At 72.2% G+C, this 14,718-nt stretch carries 17 protein-coding genes; 12 read left to right on the top strand and 5 right to left on the bottom strand.

Annotated elements, in window-relative coordinates; translation table 11 throughout:
- Window positions 1-4 precede the first annotated feature (4 nt).
- Complete coding sequence (trpE, locus tag SOM08_RS01735) at window positions 5-1,504, bottom strand: anthranilate synthase component I (RefSeq protein ID WP_116958843.1); 1,500 nt, start codon at window positions 1,502-1,504, stop codon at window positions 5-7.
- A gap of 398 nt (window positions 1,505-1,902) precedes the next feature.
- On the opposite strand from trpE, the gene SOM08_RS01730 reads away from it, so the two are divergent.
- The gene (locus SOM08_RS01730; RefSeq protein WP_116958844.1) at window positions 1,903-2,511 is read left to right on the top strand and encodes a chalcone isomerase family protein; all 609 of its coding nucleotides are present in this window, start codon (window positions 1,903-1,905) and stop codon (window positions 2,509-2,511) included.
- Window positions 2,512-2,617: 106 nt separating this feature from the next.
- Window positions 2,618-3,739, top strand: coding sequence for an ABC transporter substrate-binding protein (locus tag SOM08_RS01725; protein WP_116958845.1), 1,122 nt, complete (start codon window positions 2,618-2,620; stop codon window positions 3,737-3,739).
- Between the two features lies 1 nt (window position 3,740).
- Here the strand turns inward: SOM08_RS01725 and gph are convergent, their stop codons facing one another.
- Window positions 3,741-4,412, bottom strand: coding sequence for a phosphoglycolate phosphatase (gene gph / locus SOM08_RS01720; RefSeq protein ID WP_322469951.1), 672 nt, complete (start codon window positions 4,410-4,412; stop codon window positions 3,741-3,743).
- Window positions 4,412-5,089: a ribulose-phosphate 3-epimerase gene (gene rpe, locus SOM08_RS01715; protein WP_116958847.1), complete on the bottom strand. Its 678-nt coding sequence runs from the start codon at window positions 5,087-5,089 to the stop codon at window positions 4,412-4,414. The genes gph and rpe overlap by 1 nt, the downstream gene beginning before the upstream one ends.
- Window positions 5,090-5,205: 116 nt before the next feature.
- On the opposite strand from rpe, the gene apaG reads away from it, so the two are divergent.
- The 10 genes from apaG (at window position 5,206) to SOM08_RS01665 (ending at window position 13,441) form a co-directional block, all read left to right on the top strand.
- On the top strand, window positions 5,206-5,604 hold the full coding sequence (gene apaG / locus SOM08_RS01710; RefSeq protein WP_116959244.1) for a Co2+/Mg2+ efflux protein ApaG: 399 nt from the start codon (window positions 5,206-5,208) through the stop codon (window positions 5,602-5,604).
- Window positions 5,605-5,625: 21 nt separating this feature from the next.
- The gene (locus tag SOM08_RS01705; RefSeq protein ID WP_322469950.1) at window positions 5,626-7,620 is read left to right on the top strand and encodes a site-specific recombinase; all 1,995 of its coding nucleotides are present in this window, start codon (window positions 5,626-5,628) and stop codon (window positions 7,618-7,620) included.
- Window positions 7,613-8,581, top strand: a complete 969-nt coding sequence (thiL, locus tag SOM08_RS01700) for a thiamine-phosphate kinase (RefSeq protein ID WP_322469949.1) — start codon at window positions 7,613-7,615, stop codon at window positions 8,579-8,581. Before SOM08_RS01705 ends, thiL begins: the two co-directional genes overlap by 8 nt.
- A 183-nt stretch (window positions 8,582-8,764) precedes the next feature.
- Window positions 8,765-9,337, top strand: coding sequence for a hypothetical protein (locus SOM08_RS01695; RefSeq protein ID WP_116958850.1), 573 nt, complete (start codon window positions 8,765-8,767; stop codon window positions 9,335-9,337).
- A gap of 13 nt (window positions 9,338-9,350) precedes the next feature.
- Window positions 9,351-9,986, top strand: coding sequence for a hypothetical protein (locus SOM08_RS01690; protein WP_322469948.1), 636 nt, complete (start codon window positions 9,351-9,353; stop codon window positions 9,984-9,986).
- 99 nt (window positions 9,987-10,085) lie between these two features.
- Window positions 10,086-10,592, top strand: a complete 507-nt coding sequence (locus tag SOM08_RS01685) for a phosphatidylglycerophosphatase A (RefSeq protein WP_322469947.1) — start codon at window positions 10,086-10,088, stop codon at window positions 10,590-10,592.
- A 2-nt stretch (window positions 10,593-10,594) separates the two neighbouring features.
- Entirely contained in the window at window positions 10,595-11,077 is a 483-nt protein-coding gene (locus SOM08_RS01680) for a CinA family protein (RefSeq protein WP_116958853.1), read from the top strand.
- An 18-nt stretch (window positions 11,078-11,095) separates the two neighbouring features.
- Complete coding sequence (locus SOM08_RS01675) at window positions 11,096-12,238, top strand: DNA alkylation repair protein (RefSeq protein ID WP_322469946.1); 1,143 nt, start codon at window positions 11,096-11,098, stop codon at window positions 12,236-12,238.
- Window positions 12,239-12,342: 104 nt separating this feature from the next.
- On the top strand, window positions 12,343-12,759 hold the full coding sequence (locus SOM08_RS01670) for a DUF3597 domain-containing protein (RefSeq protein ID WP_116958855.1): 417 nt from the start codon (window positions 12,343-12,345) through the stop codon (window positions 12,757-12,759).
- 19 nt (window positions 12,760-12,778) lie between these two features.
- A complete protein-coding gene (locus tag SOM08_RS01665) occupies window positions 12,779-13,441 on the top strand; it encodes a glutathione S-transferase (RefSeq protein WP_322469945.1) in 663 nt (220 codons plus the stop codon).
- Between the two features lie 53 nt (window positions 13,442-13,494).
- Here SOM08_RS01665 and SOM08_RS01660 read toward each other — a convergent pair whose 3' ends face one another.
- The gene (locus SOM08_RS01660) at window positions 13,495-14,289 is read right to left on the bottom strand and encodes a UPF0149 family protein (RefSeq protein WP_322469944.1); all 795 of its coding nucleotides are present in this window, start codon (window positions 14,287-14,289) and stop codon (window positions 13,495-13,497) included.
- A gap of 104 nt (window positions 14,290-14,393) precedes the next feature.
- Window positions 14,394-14,597, bottom strand: a complete 204-nt coding sequence (locus SOM08_RS01655; protein WP_322469943.1) for a hypothetical protein — start codon at window positions 14,595-14,597, stop codon at window positions 14,394-14,396.
- Window positions 14,598-14,718: the final 121 nt, after the last annotated feature.

The raw sequence follows: 14,718 nt of genomic DNA, 5'->3' as shown, positions 1-14,718 counted from the left end.
GCGCTCATTCCAGTCCCTCCTCCACCAGTTCGGCGGCGCGCAGCAGCGCGCGCGCCTTGTGCTCGGTTTCTCGCCACTCCATCTCGGGCACCGAGTCGGCGACCACGCCGGCCGCGGCCTGCACGTACAGCACCTGGTCCTTCACGATGGCGGTGCGGATGGCGATGGCCACGTCCATGTCGCCGGCGTAGCTGAGGTAGCCGCAGGCGCCCCCGTAGATGCCGCGCTTGACCGGCTCCAGCTGGTCGATGAGTTCCATGGCGTGCACCTTGGGCGCGCCCGTGAGGGTGCCGGCCGGGAAGGTGGCCTTGAGCACGTCCATGTTGGTCATGCCTTCGTTCAGGAGGCCCTCGACGTTGCTCACGATGTGCATGACGTGGCTGTAGCGCTCCACCGCGAAGGCCTCGGTGACCTTGACGCTGCCGGTCTTGGCGATGCGGCCGATGTCGTTGCGCGCCAGGTCGATCAGCATCACATGTTCGGCCCGCTCCTTGGGATCGTTGACCAGTTCTGCCTCGGTGGCCTTGTCCTTCTCGGGCGTGGCGCCGCGCGGGCGCGTGCCGGCCAGCGGGCGGATGGTGATCTTTTGCCCCTCTTCCGTGTGCTCCTGGCGCACCAGGATCTCGGGGCTCGCCCCCACCACCTGGAAGTCACCGAAGTGGTAGTAATACATATAGGGCGAGGGATTGAGCGAGCGCAGCGCGCGGTAGAGCGACAGCGGCGACTCGGTGTAGCGCTTCTGGATGCGCTGGCCCACCTGCACCTGCATGAAGTCGCCCGCCGCGATGAGGCCCTTGGCGCGCTCCACCGCCGCCAGGTAGTCGGCCTTGGCGAAGCCGCGCTCGGCCGGGTGGTGCTGGGTGGGCTTGACCTGCGGCGCGCTCACCGAGTACTTGAGCGCCTCCTTCAGTTCGCGCAGGCGCTTCTTGGCGCCGCTGTAGGCCTCGGGCTGACCGGGGTCGGCATAGACGATGAGGTAGAGCTTGCCCGAGAGGTTGTCGATGACCGCCAGTTCCTCGCACTGCAGCAGCAGGATGTCGGGGCAGCCCAGGGTGTCGGGCGGGCAGCCGGCTTCCAGCTTCTTCTCGACGTAGCGCACCGCGTCGTAGCCGAAGTAGCCGGCCAGGCCGCCGCAAAAGCGCGGCAGACCGGGGCGCAGCGCCACCTTGAAGCGCTGCTGGTAGGCGGCAATGAAGTCCAGCGGGTTGCCGTGCGCGGTCTCGACCACCTCGCCGTCGCGCACCACCTCCGTCCGGGCCTCGGCGCCGAACCCGCTGGCGCGCAGCAGGGTGCGCGCGGGCAGGCCAATGAAGCTGTAGCGCCCGAAGCGCTCGCCGCCGACCACCGACTCGAGCAGGAAGCTGTGGCGGCCGTCGCCACGGCCGTGGGCCAGCTTGAGGTAGAGGGAGAGCGGCGTTTCGAGGTCGGCAAAGGCCTCGAGCATCAGCGGGATGCGGTTGTAGCCCTGCTGGGCCAGGCTCTTGAATTCCAGTTCGGTGATCATGTTCGTTCCATCCGTCCGGGGCCGCCGCGAAGCGGTGGGGGGGCTGGCGGCCGGGGGGTTCCATCGGTCCGGCAGGCGGGCTGCCGGGAGGCGCTGCGGGGAGCGGCGGCGCTCAGGCGCCCGGCCGGTCCCCGCGGGGGGAAGGGTGCACGTTCAGGCTGGCTTGCGCCAGGGCCAGGCTCCCCCGCCGAAGAGGCGCGGCAGCGAGCCGTGGGTGAGCGTGCAGGGACGAAACATGGTGGGCGCACTATATCAAAGCCCCGTGACGGGCCCATCGGGCGTGCGGCGGATCACGCCGCCAAGCTTTCGTTCTAGAGCCTTACCCGCTGGACCGGGACCGGTGGCGCGGGGACAATCCCAAAAATCGAACGATCGTTCACTTTTTTGAAATGCACCCGATGCGGACCCCTTCCTGGCGCGCGCTGGCCCTGGCCGGCGCCCTGTTCTGCAGCGGCTTTCCGGCTGGGGCCACCACCGTCGATGTGGCCGGCGTGCCGCTGGAAGACCGGATCACCGTGGCCGGCAAGCCCCTGGTGCTCAATGGCGCGGGCGTGCGCTACAAGGCGGTGTTCCAGGTCTACACGGCAGGCCTGTACCTCACGGCCAAGGCCGACACGCCCGAAGGCGTGCTGGCCAGCACGGGCCCCAAGCGCATCGGCATCACCATGCTGCGCGACATCGACGCGTCCGAACTGGGCAAGCTGTTCTCGCGCGGCATGGAGGACAACATGGACCGTGCGGCCTTCTCCAAGCTCATCCCCGGCGTGATGCGCATGAGCCAGATCTTCGCCACCCACAAGAAGCTCAACAAGGGCGACACCTTCACCGTGGACTGGGTGCCGGGCACGGGCGCGGTGCTGACCGTGCGCGGGCAGATCGAGGGCGAGCCCTTCAAGGAGCCGGAGTTCTTCGACGCGCTGCTGCGCATCTGGCTCGGCCCCAAGCCGGCCGACTGGCAACTCAAGGACGCGCTGTTGGGCAAAGCCCGCACCGGCAACCGCCCATGACGGGCTGAGCGCCGGCCATCCACCGAAACGGCCTTGCCGCGCGACGGGCGGCGGCATCCTGGGTACGGTATGGGGTTCCCCTCGTTCCAACCCGTCACCGAGACCCATGCGCCGCCGTCACGTCCTCCAAGCCGCCGCCATTGGCGCCGTCCCGCTGATCGCGCGGGCCCAGGAATCCAGCGACCTGGTTGTCGCCCACATCGGCCCGTTCACCGTGCTGCCCGCGCCGGACGCCAAGGAGCTGCACGAAGGGGCCTCGGCCGCCTTCAACGACCTCAACGGCAGGGGCGGCATCGCCGGCCGCAAGGTGGAGCTGCTGCGGCTGGACGACACCTACACCTTCGACGGCTTCAAGGCCCGCCTGGCCGAGGCCATGCCGCGCAAGCCCCTGGCGCTGCTGACGCCCCTGGGCTCGGCCACGCTCAAGCACATGCTGGACAGCAAGCTGCTGGACAGCACGGACCTGGTGGTCATCAACGCCGTGCCCGGTGCCGCCGTGCTGCGCGACCCCGGCCACCCGAAGCTGTTCCACATCCGCGCCGGCGACGACCAGCAGATCCGCAAGATCGTGTCGCACGCGCGCGCGCTGAACGTGCAGTCCATGGGCGTGCTGTACCAGAACATCCCGATCGGCTCGTCCGGCCTGGCCTCGGCCAAGGCGGCGGCGCAGGGCACGGGGCTGGAGATCATCGGCGCCGAGTCGGGCACGGAGCTGGCCGACATCACCAAGGCCGCGCAGGCCATCGCCTCGCGCAACCCGCATTCGGCCATGGTCATCGGCTCGCCCAAGTTCATGGGCCAGAGCATCGCCGCGCTGCGCGCGGCGGGCGTCTCGCAGCAGCTGTTCTCGCTGTCCTACCTGCCGGCGCCGGCGCTCAAGGCCCTGGCCGGCGCGGGCGCGCGCGGCGTGGGCATCGCCCAGACCTTCCCCAACCCGAACGGCGTGACCTCCCCGCTGCAGCGCGCCTTCCGCGCGGCGATGCAACGCTCGCACCCCGAGGTGAAGACCTACACCCCGTTCCATCTCGAAGGGTATGTGACGGCCCAGGTTTTCTCAGAGGCCGCGCGCCGCGCCCGCCCGCTCACCCCCAGCGGCCTGGCCGAGGCCCTGCGCCGCATGGGCGAACTCGACCTCGGCGGCTTTCGCGTGGATTTCAGCAAGGGCAATGAGGGCAGCCAGTGGGTCGACATCGGCGTGGCCACCGCCGAGGGCCGGCTGCTGTACTGATCTAGGGCAGCAGGCGCGCCGGCAGCTCGTCGAGCCGGTCGAGGTAGGCGTCGGCGTCCACGCCGCGCACCGGCTCGCCGTGGTTGTAGCCGTAGCTCACCAGCGCCACCGGGCAGCCCGCCGCGCGCGCGGCCAGGGCGTCGTTCTGCGAGTCGCCCACCATCAGCGTGTGCGCGGGCGCCACCGCCAGCGCCCGGCAGGTTTCGATCAGGGGCAGCGGGTCGGGCTTGCTGCGCGCAAAGCTGTCGCCGCCGAAGACCTGCGCGAAGAACGGCGCCAGGCCCTTGGCGTGCAGCAGATCGCGCGCGAAGGCCAGCGGCTTGTTGGTGACGCAGGCCAGTGCCAGGCCGCGCCCCTGCAGGGCGTGCAGGCCTTCCACCACGCCGGGGTAGACGGCGCTGTGCGCGCCGTTGGCGACCGCGTAGTGCCGCTGGTAGCTGGCCCAGGCCTCGTCCAGCCGCGCCTGCGCGCCGGCCTCGTCCAGCCCGCCATGCCGCAGCGCGGCGCGGATCAGGTGCATCGAGCCCTTGCCCACCATGCGCTCAATGTCGGCGCGGGCCACGGCCGGTCGGCCGAGCTCGCGCAGGGTGGCGTTGAGCGCGGCGTCGAAATCGCCGAGGGTATCGACCATCGTGCCGTCGAGGTCGACGATGGCCGCGCGGATGCCGCGCATCACGCCAGCGCGGCCCGCATCTGCTCGATCACGGCCCGGTAGTCGGGCTTGCCGAAGATCGCGCTGCCGGCCACAAAGGTGTCGGCACCAGCGTCGGCCACGCGGCGGATGTTGTCGGGCTTGATGCCGCCGTCCACCTCCAGGCGGATGTCCTTGCCGCTGGCCTCGATGCGCCGGCGCGCGTCCTCGATCTTGCGCAGCGCCGAGTCGATGAAGCCCTGGCCGCCGAAACCGGGGTTGACGCTCATGATCAGGATCAGGTCGATGTCGTCGATCAGCCAGTCCAGCACGTCCAGCGAGGCCGCGGGGTTGAAGGTGAGCCCGGCCTTGACGCCGCGCGCCTTGATGGCCTGCACGCTGCGGTGGGCGTGGGTGCTCGCATCGGGGTGGAAGCTGATGAGGTCGGCGCCGGCGTCGGCGAAGGCCTGGGCCAGCGCGTCCACCGGCCGCACCATCAGGTGCACGTCGATGGGCACCGGCGTGCCGTCGGGCGTCTTCGCGTGCGGCTTGAGGGCCTGGCACACCATGGGTCCGAAGGTGAGGTTGGGCACGTAGTGGTTGTCCATCACGTCGAAGTGGATCCAGTCGGCGCCGGCGGCCACGACGTTGCGCACCTCCTCGCCCAGGCGGGCGAAGTCGGCGGAGAGGATGGAGGGGGCGATGCGGTACGTGGTCATGGCGGGCGTGGGGCGGCGGGATCGGAGCCCGGCATTGTCTCAGGCCTCCCGCCGGGCCGCCCCCAAGGGAGGTCAGGCCCCGGCGGCGCGCACGGGCCACGGGTAACATGCCGCCCATGCCCAAGTACCTCTTCACCTGCGAGGCCGAACCTCAGTACCTGAGCGAGCAATCCGCGCCCGAGGAAGAGCTCTACGCCTTCGCGTACACCATCACCATCACCAACCACGGCGAGGCCCCCGCGCAGCTGATCTCGCGGCACTGGATCATCGAAGACGCGCACGGCCACACCGAGGAGGTGAAGGGCCTGGGTGTGGTAGGACACCAGCCGCTGCTGCGCCCGGGCGAGTCCTTCCAGTACACCAGCGGCACCCGCCTGCGCACGCCCACCGGCGCCATGCGCGGCAGCTTCTTCTGCGTGGCCGAGGACGGCGAGCGCTTCGAGGCCGCGGTGCCCGAGTTCGAACTGCGCGCGGGCGGCGCCGGTGGCGCGCAGGCCCCGCGCGTGCTGCACTGACGCCTCCACTCCCCGGCCCGCATGGACCTGCAACAGCTCCTCGACTCGATGGCGCCCGAGGCGCCGCTGGCGCAGCGGCACCTCTGGCTGGCCGACGCGCTGGCCTGGGTGCGCGGCGACGCCATCGACGTGGCCGCCGCCCTTTCGCGCGTGCGCCTGTTCGTCGGCGCGCTGGAGGCCGACGCGGCGCTGCGCGAGCGCTGGCACGCCTGGCTGCGCGCCTTCGTGGCCGGTGTCGACATCACCCCGCTGCTGGCCGACTTCGGCTTCGCGCCGCGCACCGCCTTCCTGAGCGAACTCGGCCACCGCCTGCGCCGCAAGCTGCTGCCCGGCACGCCCGAGACGCGCGACCTGGCCGAACTGTTCTCGCTGCTGCTGCCCTCGCCCTTCGACGTGCGCTGGATCAAGGCGCTGGACACGGCCACGCTGGAGCGGCTGGCCGCGCTCACGCCCGAGCGCGGCACCGACGTGTGGAATCAGTCGCTGCTGGACGCGCTGACCTTCTGCACCAGCCAGGTCAGCGCCACCGGCTTCGCCTCCGAGATCCGCATCCGCATGTCGGCCGAGGCGCAGGCCGAGCGCCCCTTCCACGAACTGCCCAGCGTGTTCGAGGCGCTGCGCCGCGAGCTGCGCGTGCATGGCCCGCGCAGCGCCGAGGCCGAGCAGGCCGCCGAGCGCCTGCGCGGCCAGCTCGACGCCTGCCGGCACGCGGCCTACACCGTCTACCAGCACCTGGAGGAGCACGGCGTGTCGGTGGGCATCGTGTTCCGCCTGCGCCAGCTGCGCGAGCGCATCGTGCGCATCAAGCAGCTGCTGGACTGCCTGCTGGCCGCCCAGCCCGGCCGCGCCAATGCCGCCCTGCTGGCCGACCTGGTGCAGGTCGGCATCGAAAACCGCAGCGTGCGCGCGCTCATCGCCGCCAGCTCGCACCTCACGGCCGCCAAGGTGGCCGAGCGCAGCGCCGAAAGCGGCGAGCACTACATCACCCGCGATGCCGCCGAGTACAAGGAAATGCTGGGCAAGGCCGCGGGCGGCGGCTTCGTGCTGGGCTTTACCACCTGGATCAAGTTCGCGCTCTATGGCGTGGGGCTGTCGGCCTTCTGGGGCGGCTTCGCGGCCGGCTTCAACTACGCGGCCTGCTTCGTGCTGATCATGCTGCTGCAATGGACGGTGGCCACCAAGCAGCCCGCCGTGACGGCGCCGGCCATGGTGGCCAAGCTGCGCGACATCAAGGCCACGGGCGCGGTGCGCCGCTTCGTCGACGAGGTGGCCAACCTGTTCCGCTCGCAGATCGCGGCCATCCTGGGCAACGTCGGCATGGTGGTGCCCACGGTGCTGCTGATCAGCTCGCTGCTGTGGTTCCTGGGCGGCGAGGCCATGATCGACGCCGACAAGGCCCGCCACGTGCTGCACGACCTGCACCTGCTCGGCCCCACCGCGCTGTTCGCCGCCTTCACCGGCGTGCTGCTGTTCGCCAGCAGCATCATCGCGGGCTGGGTGGAGAACTGGTTCGTCTTCCACAAGCTGGACTCCGCCATCGCCCACAACCCGCGCTTCACGCGCGTGCTGGGCCGCGCGCGCGCCGCGCGCTGGGCCGGCTTCGCGCGCGCCAACGTGTCGGGCCTGGCGGCCAACGTGTCGCTGGGCTTCATGCTGGGCCTGGTGCCGGTGTTCGCGCAGTTCTTCGGCCTGGGCCTGGACGTGCGCCACGTCACCCTCTCGGCCGGCCAGCTGGCGGCCGCGGGCTTCTCGCTGGGCCTGGAGGTGCTGCGCGAGCCGGCCTTCTGGTGGGCCGTGGCCGGCGTGCTGGTGGTGGGCCCGCTCAACCTCACGGTGAGCTTCTACCTGGCTTTCCGCCTGGCGCTGCGCGCGCAGGCCATCAGCACCGGCAACCGCCAGCTCATCCGCCAGGCGATGCGCCGGCGCCTGCGCTCCGCGCCGCTGAGCTTCCTGCTGCCGCCGCGCGAGCGCCCGGGCCCGGACGACGAAGCCGCCGAGCCCTCCGCGCATGGGTGAGTTCGAGCTGATCGCGCGCCACTTCACGCGCGCCGCACCGGCCGGCGGCGCCGTGGTGCTGGGCGTGGGCGACGACTGCGCCCTGCTGCAGCCCACGCCCGGCCACCAGCTCGCCGTCAGCACCGACATGCTGGTCGAAGGCCGCCACTTCTTCGCCGGCGCCGAGCCCGAGGCCCTGGGCCACAAGGCGCTGGCGGTCAACCTGTCGGACCTGGCCGCCATGGGCGCGCGCCCGCTGGGCTTCACGCTGGCGCTGGCCCTGCCGGCGGCCGACGAGGCCTGGCTGGCGCCCTTCGCGCGCGGCCTGTTCGCGCTGGCCGACGCGCACCACTGCCCGCTGGTGGGCGGCGACACCACGCGCGGCCCGCTCACGCTCAGCCTCACCGTGTTCGGCGAGGTGCGGCCTGGGCGCGCGCTGCGCCGCGACGCCGCGCGCGCAGGCGACGACCTCTGGCTCAGCGGGCGCACCGGCGAGGCCCGCCTGGCCCTGGCCCTGCGGCGCGGCGAGCCCTGGGCGCGCGGCGAACTGGCCGCGGTGCAGGACCGCATGGACCGCCCCACGCCGCGCCTGGCGCTGGGCCAGGCCCTGGCCGCCACCGAGGGCGTGCGCGCCGCGCTCGACGTGAGCGACGGCCTGCTCGGCGACCTCGGCCACATCCTGCAGGCCAGCGGCCTGGGCGCGGCGATCGACGCCGAGGCGCTGCCGGTGGCGCCCGCGCTGGCGGCGCTGGACGCCGAGCACCGCCTGGACTGCCTGCTCGCCGGCGGCGACGACTACGAGCTGCTGTTCACCGCCGATCCTTCAGCCCACGCGGCCGTGCTGGCGGCTGGCGCCAGCGCCGGCGTGGCGGTCACGCGCATCGGGCGCCTGCGGAGCGCACCGGGGTGGCGGGTGCTCGATGCGCAGGGCCACGACCTGACCATCCGCGCGCGCGGCTTCGACCATTTCGCCGGCGCCTGAGCGCCGGCACCGGCGTGGGGTCTGTCACGCCCGCGTCAGGCGGTGTCGAATCGGCCCCACATTGCGCCGCCGCGGTCCCCGCAAACACGCCGATGTCGCCTACGATGCGCCCGCCGCGCGACCGCCCCGACCGAAAGCCGCTCAGAGCCATTCACCGGTCCGCGCCAGGAGGAGACCACCGTTATGACATTCACCCTGCCCCGCCTGTCGTCCGCCGTGCTCGTGCTGCTGGCGGCCCTGCTGCACGGCTGCGCCATCCAGGCCCCCGCCTACTCTCCCAGCGCCGACGCCGTCGAGCGGGCGCGCAACAGCGGCATCCAGCCGGCCACGGTCGGCGGCTTCACCATCAAGCCCGGCGCCACCGGCGCCGACAGCATCAGCCTGCGCGGCAATACGATGGCCTCGCCCGTGGGTGGCAACTACGCCGCCTACCTCGCCGAGGCGCTGCGGACCGAGCTGCGGCTCGCGGGCAAGCTCGACCCCCAATCCCGGCTCGAGATCAGCGGCCAGCTGCTGGGCAACGACATCGCGGCTGGCGGCTTCTCGACCAACAGCGGCTACATCGAAGCCAGCTTCGTCGTGAAGCACGCGGGCCAGACGCGCTACGAGGCCGTCAAGCGCGCCGAAGCGAGCTGGGATTCGTCCCTCGTCGGCGCCATCGCCATCCCGCGCGCGCAACAGCAGTACCCGGTGCTGGTGCAGCAACTGATCGGCACGCTCTGGGCCGATCCCCTGTTCCTTGCGGCCCTGAAGTAAAGGACTTCCGACCATGCGATCCCGCCTGCTGGCCTTGGCCACCCTCGCCCTTGTGCTGCTGCTCGGGGGCTGCGCCCACCCCATACAGCTCGTGCCCGAGCCCACCCAGCTCGTCGGACAAGGGGGCGCGAACAAGATCGACCGCCCCGTGGTTCTCATTGTCACGGACGCCCAGCTGTCGCAGGAGGTGGTTTCACCAGGCGGTGGCGGCGACAAGGTCAGCTACAAGCCCTACAAAGACCTGCAGACCGGCATGTACATCGTGCTGGGCGAGGTGTTCAGCACCACCCGCCTGGCCAACAGCCCGCAAGATCCGCGCATCGGCACCGACCCCGCCACCGTCGTCGTCACACCGACCATCACCACGACGTCCCACTCGCCGAGTCTGCTCACCTGGCCGCCGACGGTCTTCACGGTCTCGCTCGAGTTCGCGTTTCGCGACACCAGCGGCGCGCGCACCCTGGCCACCGTCCGTGTGCAGGGCGAAGGCCGCGCGGAGTTCGACGAATTCAAAAGCGATTTCTCGCTGTCCGCCAAACGCGCCGCCCAAGACGCGCTCGCGCGCATGCTCAAGGCCATTCAGGAACAGAGCGACGCGCTGCGACGCTGGAGCACGGCCGCGCGTGCGGCCGGCGGCACAGCGCCCTGAGGTCGCGCTCTCGGCCACCGAGCCGGATTGGCTGGACGACGAGGCGCCCGGCAGCGCGGGCTGAACCGCTTGAAACCGCCGCCCACCTATCATCGGGCGATGCCCTCCGACGCCCCCGCCCGCCCGACCGGGCGCTTCCTCTTCGCCCACCCCGCCCACTTCATCGCGCTCGGCGCGGGCGCGGGCCTGTCGCGGCTGGCGCCGGGCACCTCGGGCACGCTGTGGGCCTGGGTCGCCTGGCTGGTGCTGGAACCCCTGCTGCCGCACAGCGCCTGGGGCCTGCTGCTCGCCGCGGCCACGCTGCTGGGCTGGTGGGCCTGCACCGTCACCGCGCGGCACCTGGGCGTGGCCGACTCGGGCCACATCGTGTGGGACGAGGTGGTGGCCTTCTGGCTCGTGCTCTGGCTGATCGCGCCCGCCGGCTTCTGGGCACAGCTCGTGGCCTTCGCGCTGTTTCGTTTCTTCGACGCCGTGAAGCTGGGGCCCATGGCCTGGGCCGACCGGGCTTTCAAGGGCTTCGGCCCGCGCGGCGGTTTCGGCATCCTGCTCGACGACTTCGCGGCCGCGCTGTGCACCCTGCTGGTCATCGCGCTCTGGCGCTTCTGAGCATGGACGCCGAACTGCGCACCCTCGTCACCGAACTGGCCGCCCGCCTGCGCGCGCGCGGCGCCCTGATGGCCAGCGCCGAAAGCTGCACCGGTGGCCTGGTCGCCGCCGCCTGCACCGAACTCAGCGGCTCCAGCGACTGGTTCGAGCGCGGCTTCGTCACCTACTCCAACGCCGCCAAGACCGACTCGCTGGGCGTGCCCGCCGCGCTCATCGCCGCGCATGGCGCGGTGAGCGAGCCCGTGGCGCGCGCCATGGCCGCGGGCGCGGTGGCGCATTCGGCGGCGCGCGTCGCGCTGGCGGTCACCGGCGTCGCCGGCCCCACGGGCGGCAGCGCGGACAAGCCGGTGGGCACCGTGTGGTTCGGCTGGTGCACGCCGGCCGGCGTGGCCAGCGAGCACCGCCGCTTCGATGGCGACCGCGCCGCCGTGCGCGCGCAGGCCGTGCGGCACGCCCTGGCCGGCCTGCTGCAGCGGCTGGATTGACAACCCCTGGACCCACGCATGGCCGAAGCCTTCAAGCTGCTCATCAACCCCGACACCGTGGCGCACACCGCGCGCCACCTGCGCCGCGCCTGGCGCGGCTTCGACGCCGAGCGCTTCTCGGCCATCGCGCTCGAGGGCCAGGACGGCCTGGAGTTCAAGGCCCGCGCCCACCGCCTGGCCGACGCGCTGCAGGCCACGCTGCCCGCCGACTTCGACCGCGCCTGCGGCGTGCTGGAGGCCGCGCTCGCGCCGCCGCTGGCGCTGGACGCCGACGGCGAGCCCGTGGGCCTTCAAGGCCTGCCGCCGCAGGGCGTGGGCGGCTGGGCGCTGTGGGGCGCGGGCGAATGGGTGGCGCGCGCCGGCCTGGACGAGCCCGAACGCGCCCTGCTCTGCCTGCGCGAGCTCACACAGCGTTTCACGGCCGAGTTCGCCATCCGCCCCTTCATCGCGCGGCGCCCCGAGCTGGTGTTCCCCCTGCTGTCGCGCTGGACCGGCGACGCCAGCGCCCACGTGCGCCGGCTGGTGAGCGAAGGCAGCCGCCCGCGCCTGCCCTGGGGCCTGCGCCTGCAGGCCCTGGTGGCCGACCCCACGCCCACGCTGCCGCTGCTGCGCGCGCTGCAGAACGACGCCAGCGCCTACGTGCGCCGCAGCGTGGCCAACCACCTCAACGACATCGCCAAGGACCACCCCGAACGGGTAGCCGACTGGGTGCGCGAGCACCGCGTGGGCGCCGATGCGGCGCGCGAGGCCCTGCTGCGCCACGCCAGCCGCGGCCTCATCAAGGCCGGCCATGCGCCCACGCTGGCGGCCTGGGGCCTGCGCCATGGCTTCGACGGCGAGGCCACGCTGCGCATCGCCCCCGCGACAGTGGCGGTGGGGGGCCAGGTGCGGCTGCAGGCCACGCTGCGTTCGCGCGCGCGCACGGCCCAATCGCTGGTGGTGGACTACGCGGTGCACCACGTCAAGGCCAATGGGTCGGCGTCGCCCAAGGTCTTCAAGGGCTGGAAGATCGGCCTCGCGCCCGGCGAATCGCGCGAGCTCGGCAAGGCGCATTCGCTGCGCGAGGTGACCACGCGCCGGCTCTACCCGGGCCGCCACCGCGTCGAGCTGCTGGTGAACGGCGTGGCCGTGGCCGAGGCGGCCTTCGATCTGCGGCCCTGAGCCGGTCCGGGGCCATGGCGCCCGGTCGAAAGAGGCCATGGGCGCCCGGTCGTCATACCCCCCTCCTATACTGGCCGGCCGACCAACGACCTCAGGAGACCGCCATGGGATTCTTCAGCACCATCCTCGACAAGCTCGGACTGTCCACCGCCCAGGCCGCCACACCGCCCGCCGCCGCGCCAGCGCCCGCCCCGGCGGCGGCGCCCAGCCCGGCCCCAGCCGCCGCCGCACCCGCGCCGGCCGTGGTCAACCCCATCGCCATGGTGGACGTGGTCGCCCAGATGGAAAAGCGCGCGGCGGCCAACCCGCAGAAGCTCAACTGGCGCACCTCCATCGTCGACCTGCTCAAGCTGCTCGACATGGACAGCAGCCTGCAGGCGCGCAAGGAGCTGGCCAAGGAGCTCTACTGCCCCGACGAGTTCATGAACGACTCCGCCAAGATGAACGTCTGGCTGCACAAGAACGTGCTCGCCCACATCGCGGCCAACGGCGGCAACGTGCCCAAGGAGCTGCTCGACTGAGACCGGGACCACCCAGCCCATGATCCGCGTCCACCACCTCAACCACTCGCGCTCGCAGCGCGTGCTCTGGCTCCTGGAGGAGCTGGGCCTGCCCTACGAGATCGTGCGCTACGAGCGCGATCCGAAGACCCTGCTCGCGCCGCCCGAGCTCCAGCGGGTGCACCCGCTGGGCAAGTCGCCGGTGGTGGTGGATGGCGCGCTGGTGCTGGCCGAATCGGGCGCGATCCTGGAAACCCTGGTGGAGCGCCACGGGCCGCGGTTGCGGCCCGAGCCCGGCACCCCCGAGTTCCTGCGCTACCGCTACTGGATGCACTACGCCGAAGGCTCGCTGATGCCGCCGCTGCTGCTCAAGCTGGTGTTCGACCGCGTGGAGAAGGCGCCGCTGCTCGTGCGGCCGGTGGCCAAGGCCATCTCGGCGATGGTGAAGGCGCGCGTCATCACGCCCAACCTCACGCGGCACCTGGACTTCCTGGAGGCCGAACTGGCCGGCAGCCCCTGGTTCGCCGGCCCGGCCTTCAGCGCCGCCGACGTGCAGATGAGCTTTCCGGTAGAGGCCGCCACCGCGCGCGGCGGGCTGGACGCCTCACGCCCGCGCCTGATGGCCTGGCTGCGCCGCATCCACGACCGCCCGGCCTACCGCCGCGCGCTCGACAAGGGCGGACCGTTCGAGGTCCTGGGCTGACACGGCCAAACGAGCCCGCGGGGCCCCGTTCGCCGCGCCGCCTGCCGCGGGCCTCAGGCCCCGTGGCACTTCTTGTACTTCTTGCCACTGCCGCAGGGGCAGGGGTCGTTGCGCCCGGGCGTGGCCGCCTGGCGCACCGGCTCGCTGCGCGGGCCCAGGCTGGTCCAGATGCGGCGCAGCTCGTAGACGGCCCAGATGGCGGCGTCCAGTTCGTCCAGGCGGGCCTGGCTCACGCTGGGCGGCGCCTCTTCCTCGTGCAGGTTCAGCTCGGGCGTGCCGCGGTCGTCCTCGGCCACCGCGGCGATGGCGTCGAGCGCGTCGTGGATCCAGCCGGCGGTTTCCTTGTCGCGCGGCGGCACCCAATCGTCCTCCCAGAGTTCCACCACGGCCAGGAAGCCCTCGGCCCAGGCCTGGCCGAACGCGGGCAGGGGTTCGCCGTCGGTGCCGGGCCGCTCGGCCTCGGGCATGGCGGCCACGGCGCCGCGCAGGTCCACCAGTTCGGGGTGGTAGCTGCGCTCGTCGGCCAGGGTATCCACCTCGGCCAGCAGGGCGGCGCGCACCTCGGCCTCGCGGCGGGTCCACAGCGCCATGAAACGTTCGTAACGCTCGGTACTGGGGAAGTGGGTGCCGTCGCCGTGCGGCACCGTCGGCAATGGGCCGGTGCCCAGCAGCGCGGGCATCCATTCGCGCGCCTCGATGGGCCGGCGGGTGCAGATCAGGGCGGCCATGGCGCCTTCCAGGAATTCCCAGGGCGGCACCGCGTCGTCGCGCGAGGCGAGGTCGACGAGGATGGCGTCGAGTTCGTCGAAATCGCTGGCTTGCAAGGGGCTGTCGCTGTCGGGGGTCATCGGGAGGCGCTCGGGCGGGAAAAGGGCCGCCAGTGTAGTGCCGCCCACCGCGCCACCGCCGGCCGCGGCGCGGGCTTCCATGGGGGGCGCGCCCCCGCGGCGCATCAGTGGTGCGTCTGGCCCGACGGGTCCACCGTGCCCATGGCCAGCGAGGCCAGCGCGCTGGGCGTCGGCGGCCGCTCCGCCGGCTCCAGGTGCGTGGCAGGCGCAGGGGCCTCGTACACGCTGCGCCAGGCGGTCTGCAGGGTTTGCCACACGCTGGGGGCGACCGTCATCGAATCGGGCTCGTCCATCATGATCGGGAACATGGCGACATCCTTCGCGGCAGGCCCTGGAAAACCGACCCCGCGTCGCCTGCCTGGGCGCGTGCGGTAGGGGGATTCAAGTCATTGTTCGCTCGTTCAAAACACGCCCCAATAATGCAGACGC

The organism is Hydrogenophaga sp. SNF1 (assembly GCF_034421675.1).
Classification (GTDB): Bacteria; Pseudomonadota; Gammaproteobacteria; order Burkholderiales; family Burkholderiaceae_C; genus Hydrogenophaga; species Hydrogenophaga borbori.
Note: the sequence above shows the minus strand (reverse complement) of the source record. Positions and strands in the feature narration are given on the sequence as shown.

Bases quoted from the DNA above. Each gene is read 5' to 3' on its own strand.
- SOM08_RS01665 (WP_322469945.1), top strand. From the start codon at position 12,779: ATGATCCGCGTCCACCACCTCAACCACTCGCGCTCGCAGCGCGTGCTC.
- SOM08_RS01725 (WP_116958845.1), top strand. From the start codon at position 2,618: ATGCGCCGCCGTCACGTCCTCCAAGCCGCCGCCATTGGCGCCGTCCCG.
- SOM08_RS01660 (WP_322469944.1), bottom strand. From the start codon at position 14,289: ATGACCCCCGACAGCGACAGCCCCTTGCAAGCCAGCGATTTCGACGAA.
- SOM08_RS01695 (WP_116958850.1), top strand. From the start codon at position 8,765: ATGACATTCACCCTGCCCCGCCTGTCGTCCGCCGTGCTCGTGCTGCTG.
- rpe (WP_116958847.1), bottom strand. From the start codon at position 5,089: ATGACCACGTACCGCATCGCCCCCTCCATCCTCTCCGCCGACTTCGCC.
- SOM08_RS01680 (WP_116958853.1), top strand. From the start codon at position 10,595: ATGGACGCCGAACTGCGCACCCTCGTCACCGAACTGGCCGCCCGCCTG.
- gph (WP_322469951.1), bottom strand. From the start codon at position 4,412: ATGCGCGGCATCCGCGCGGCCATCGTCGACCTCGACGGCACGATGGTC.
- SOM08_RS01705 (WP_322469950.1), top strand. From the start codon at position 5,626: ATGGACCTGCAACAGCTCCTCGACTCGATGGCGCCCGAGGCGCCGCTG.
- SOM08_RS01670 (WP_116958855.1), top strand. From the start codon at position 12,343: ATGGGATTCTTCAGCACCATCCTCGACAAGCTCGGACTGTCCACCGCC.
- thiL (WP_322469949.1), top strand. From the start codon at position 7,613: ATGGGTGAGTTCGAGCTGATCGCGCGCCACTTCACGCGCGCCGCACCG.
- SOM08_RS01685 (WP_322469947.1), top strand. From the start codon at position 10,086: ATGCCCTCCGACGCCCCCGCCCGCCCGACCGGGCGCTTCCTCTTCGCC.
- SOM08_RS01690 (WP_322469948.1), top strand. From the start codon at position 9,351: ATGCGATCCCGCCTGCTGGCCTTGGCCACCCTCGCCCTTGTGCTGCTG.
- trpE (WP_116958843.1), bottom strand. From the start codon at position 1,504: ATGATCACCGAACTGGAATTCAAGAGCCTGGCCCAGCAGGGCTACAAC.
- apaG (WP_116959244.1), top strand. From the start codon at position 5,206: ATGCCCAAGTACCTCTTCACCTGCGAGGCCGAACCTCAGTACCTGAGC.
- SOM08_RS01730 (WP_116958844.1), top strand. From the start codon at position 1,903: ATGCGGACCCCTTCCTGGCGCGCGCTGGCCCTGGCCGGCGCCCTGTTC.
- SOM08_RS01655 (WP_322469943.1), bottom strand. From the start codon at position 14,597: ATGTTCCCGATCATGATGGACGAGCCCGATTCGATGACGGTCGCCCCC.
- SOM08_RS01675 (WP_322469946.1), top strand. From the start codon at position 11,096: ATGGCCGAAGCCTTCAAGCTGCTCATCAACCCCGACACCGTGGCGCAC.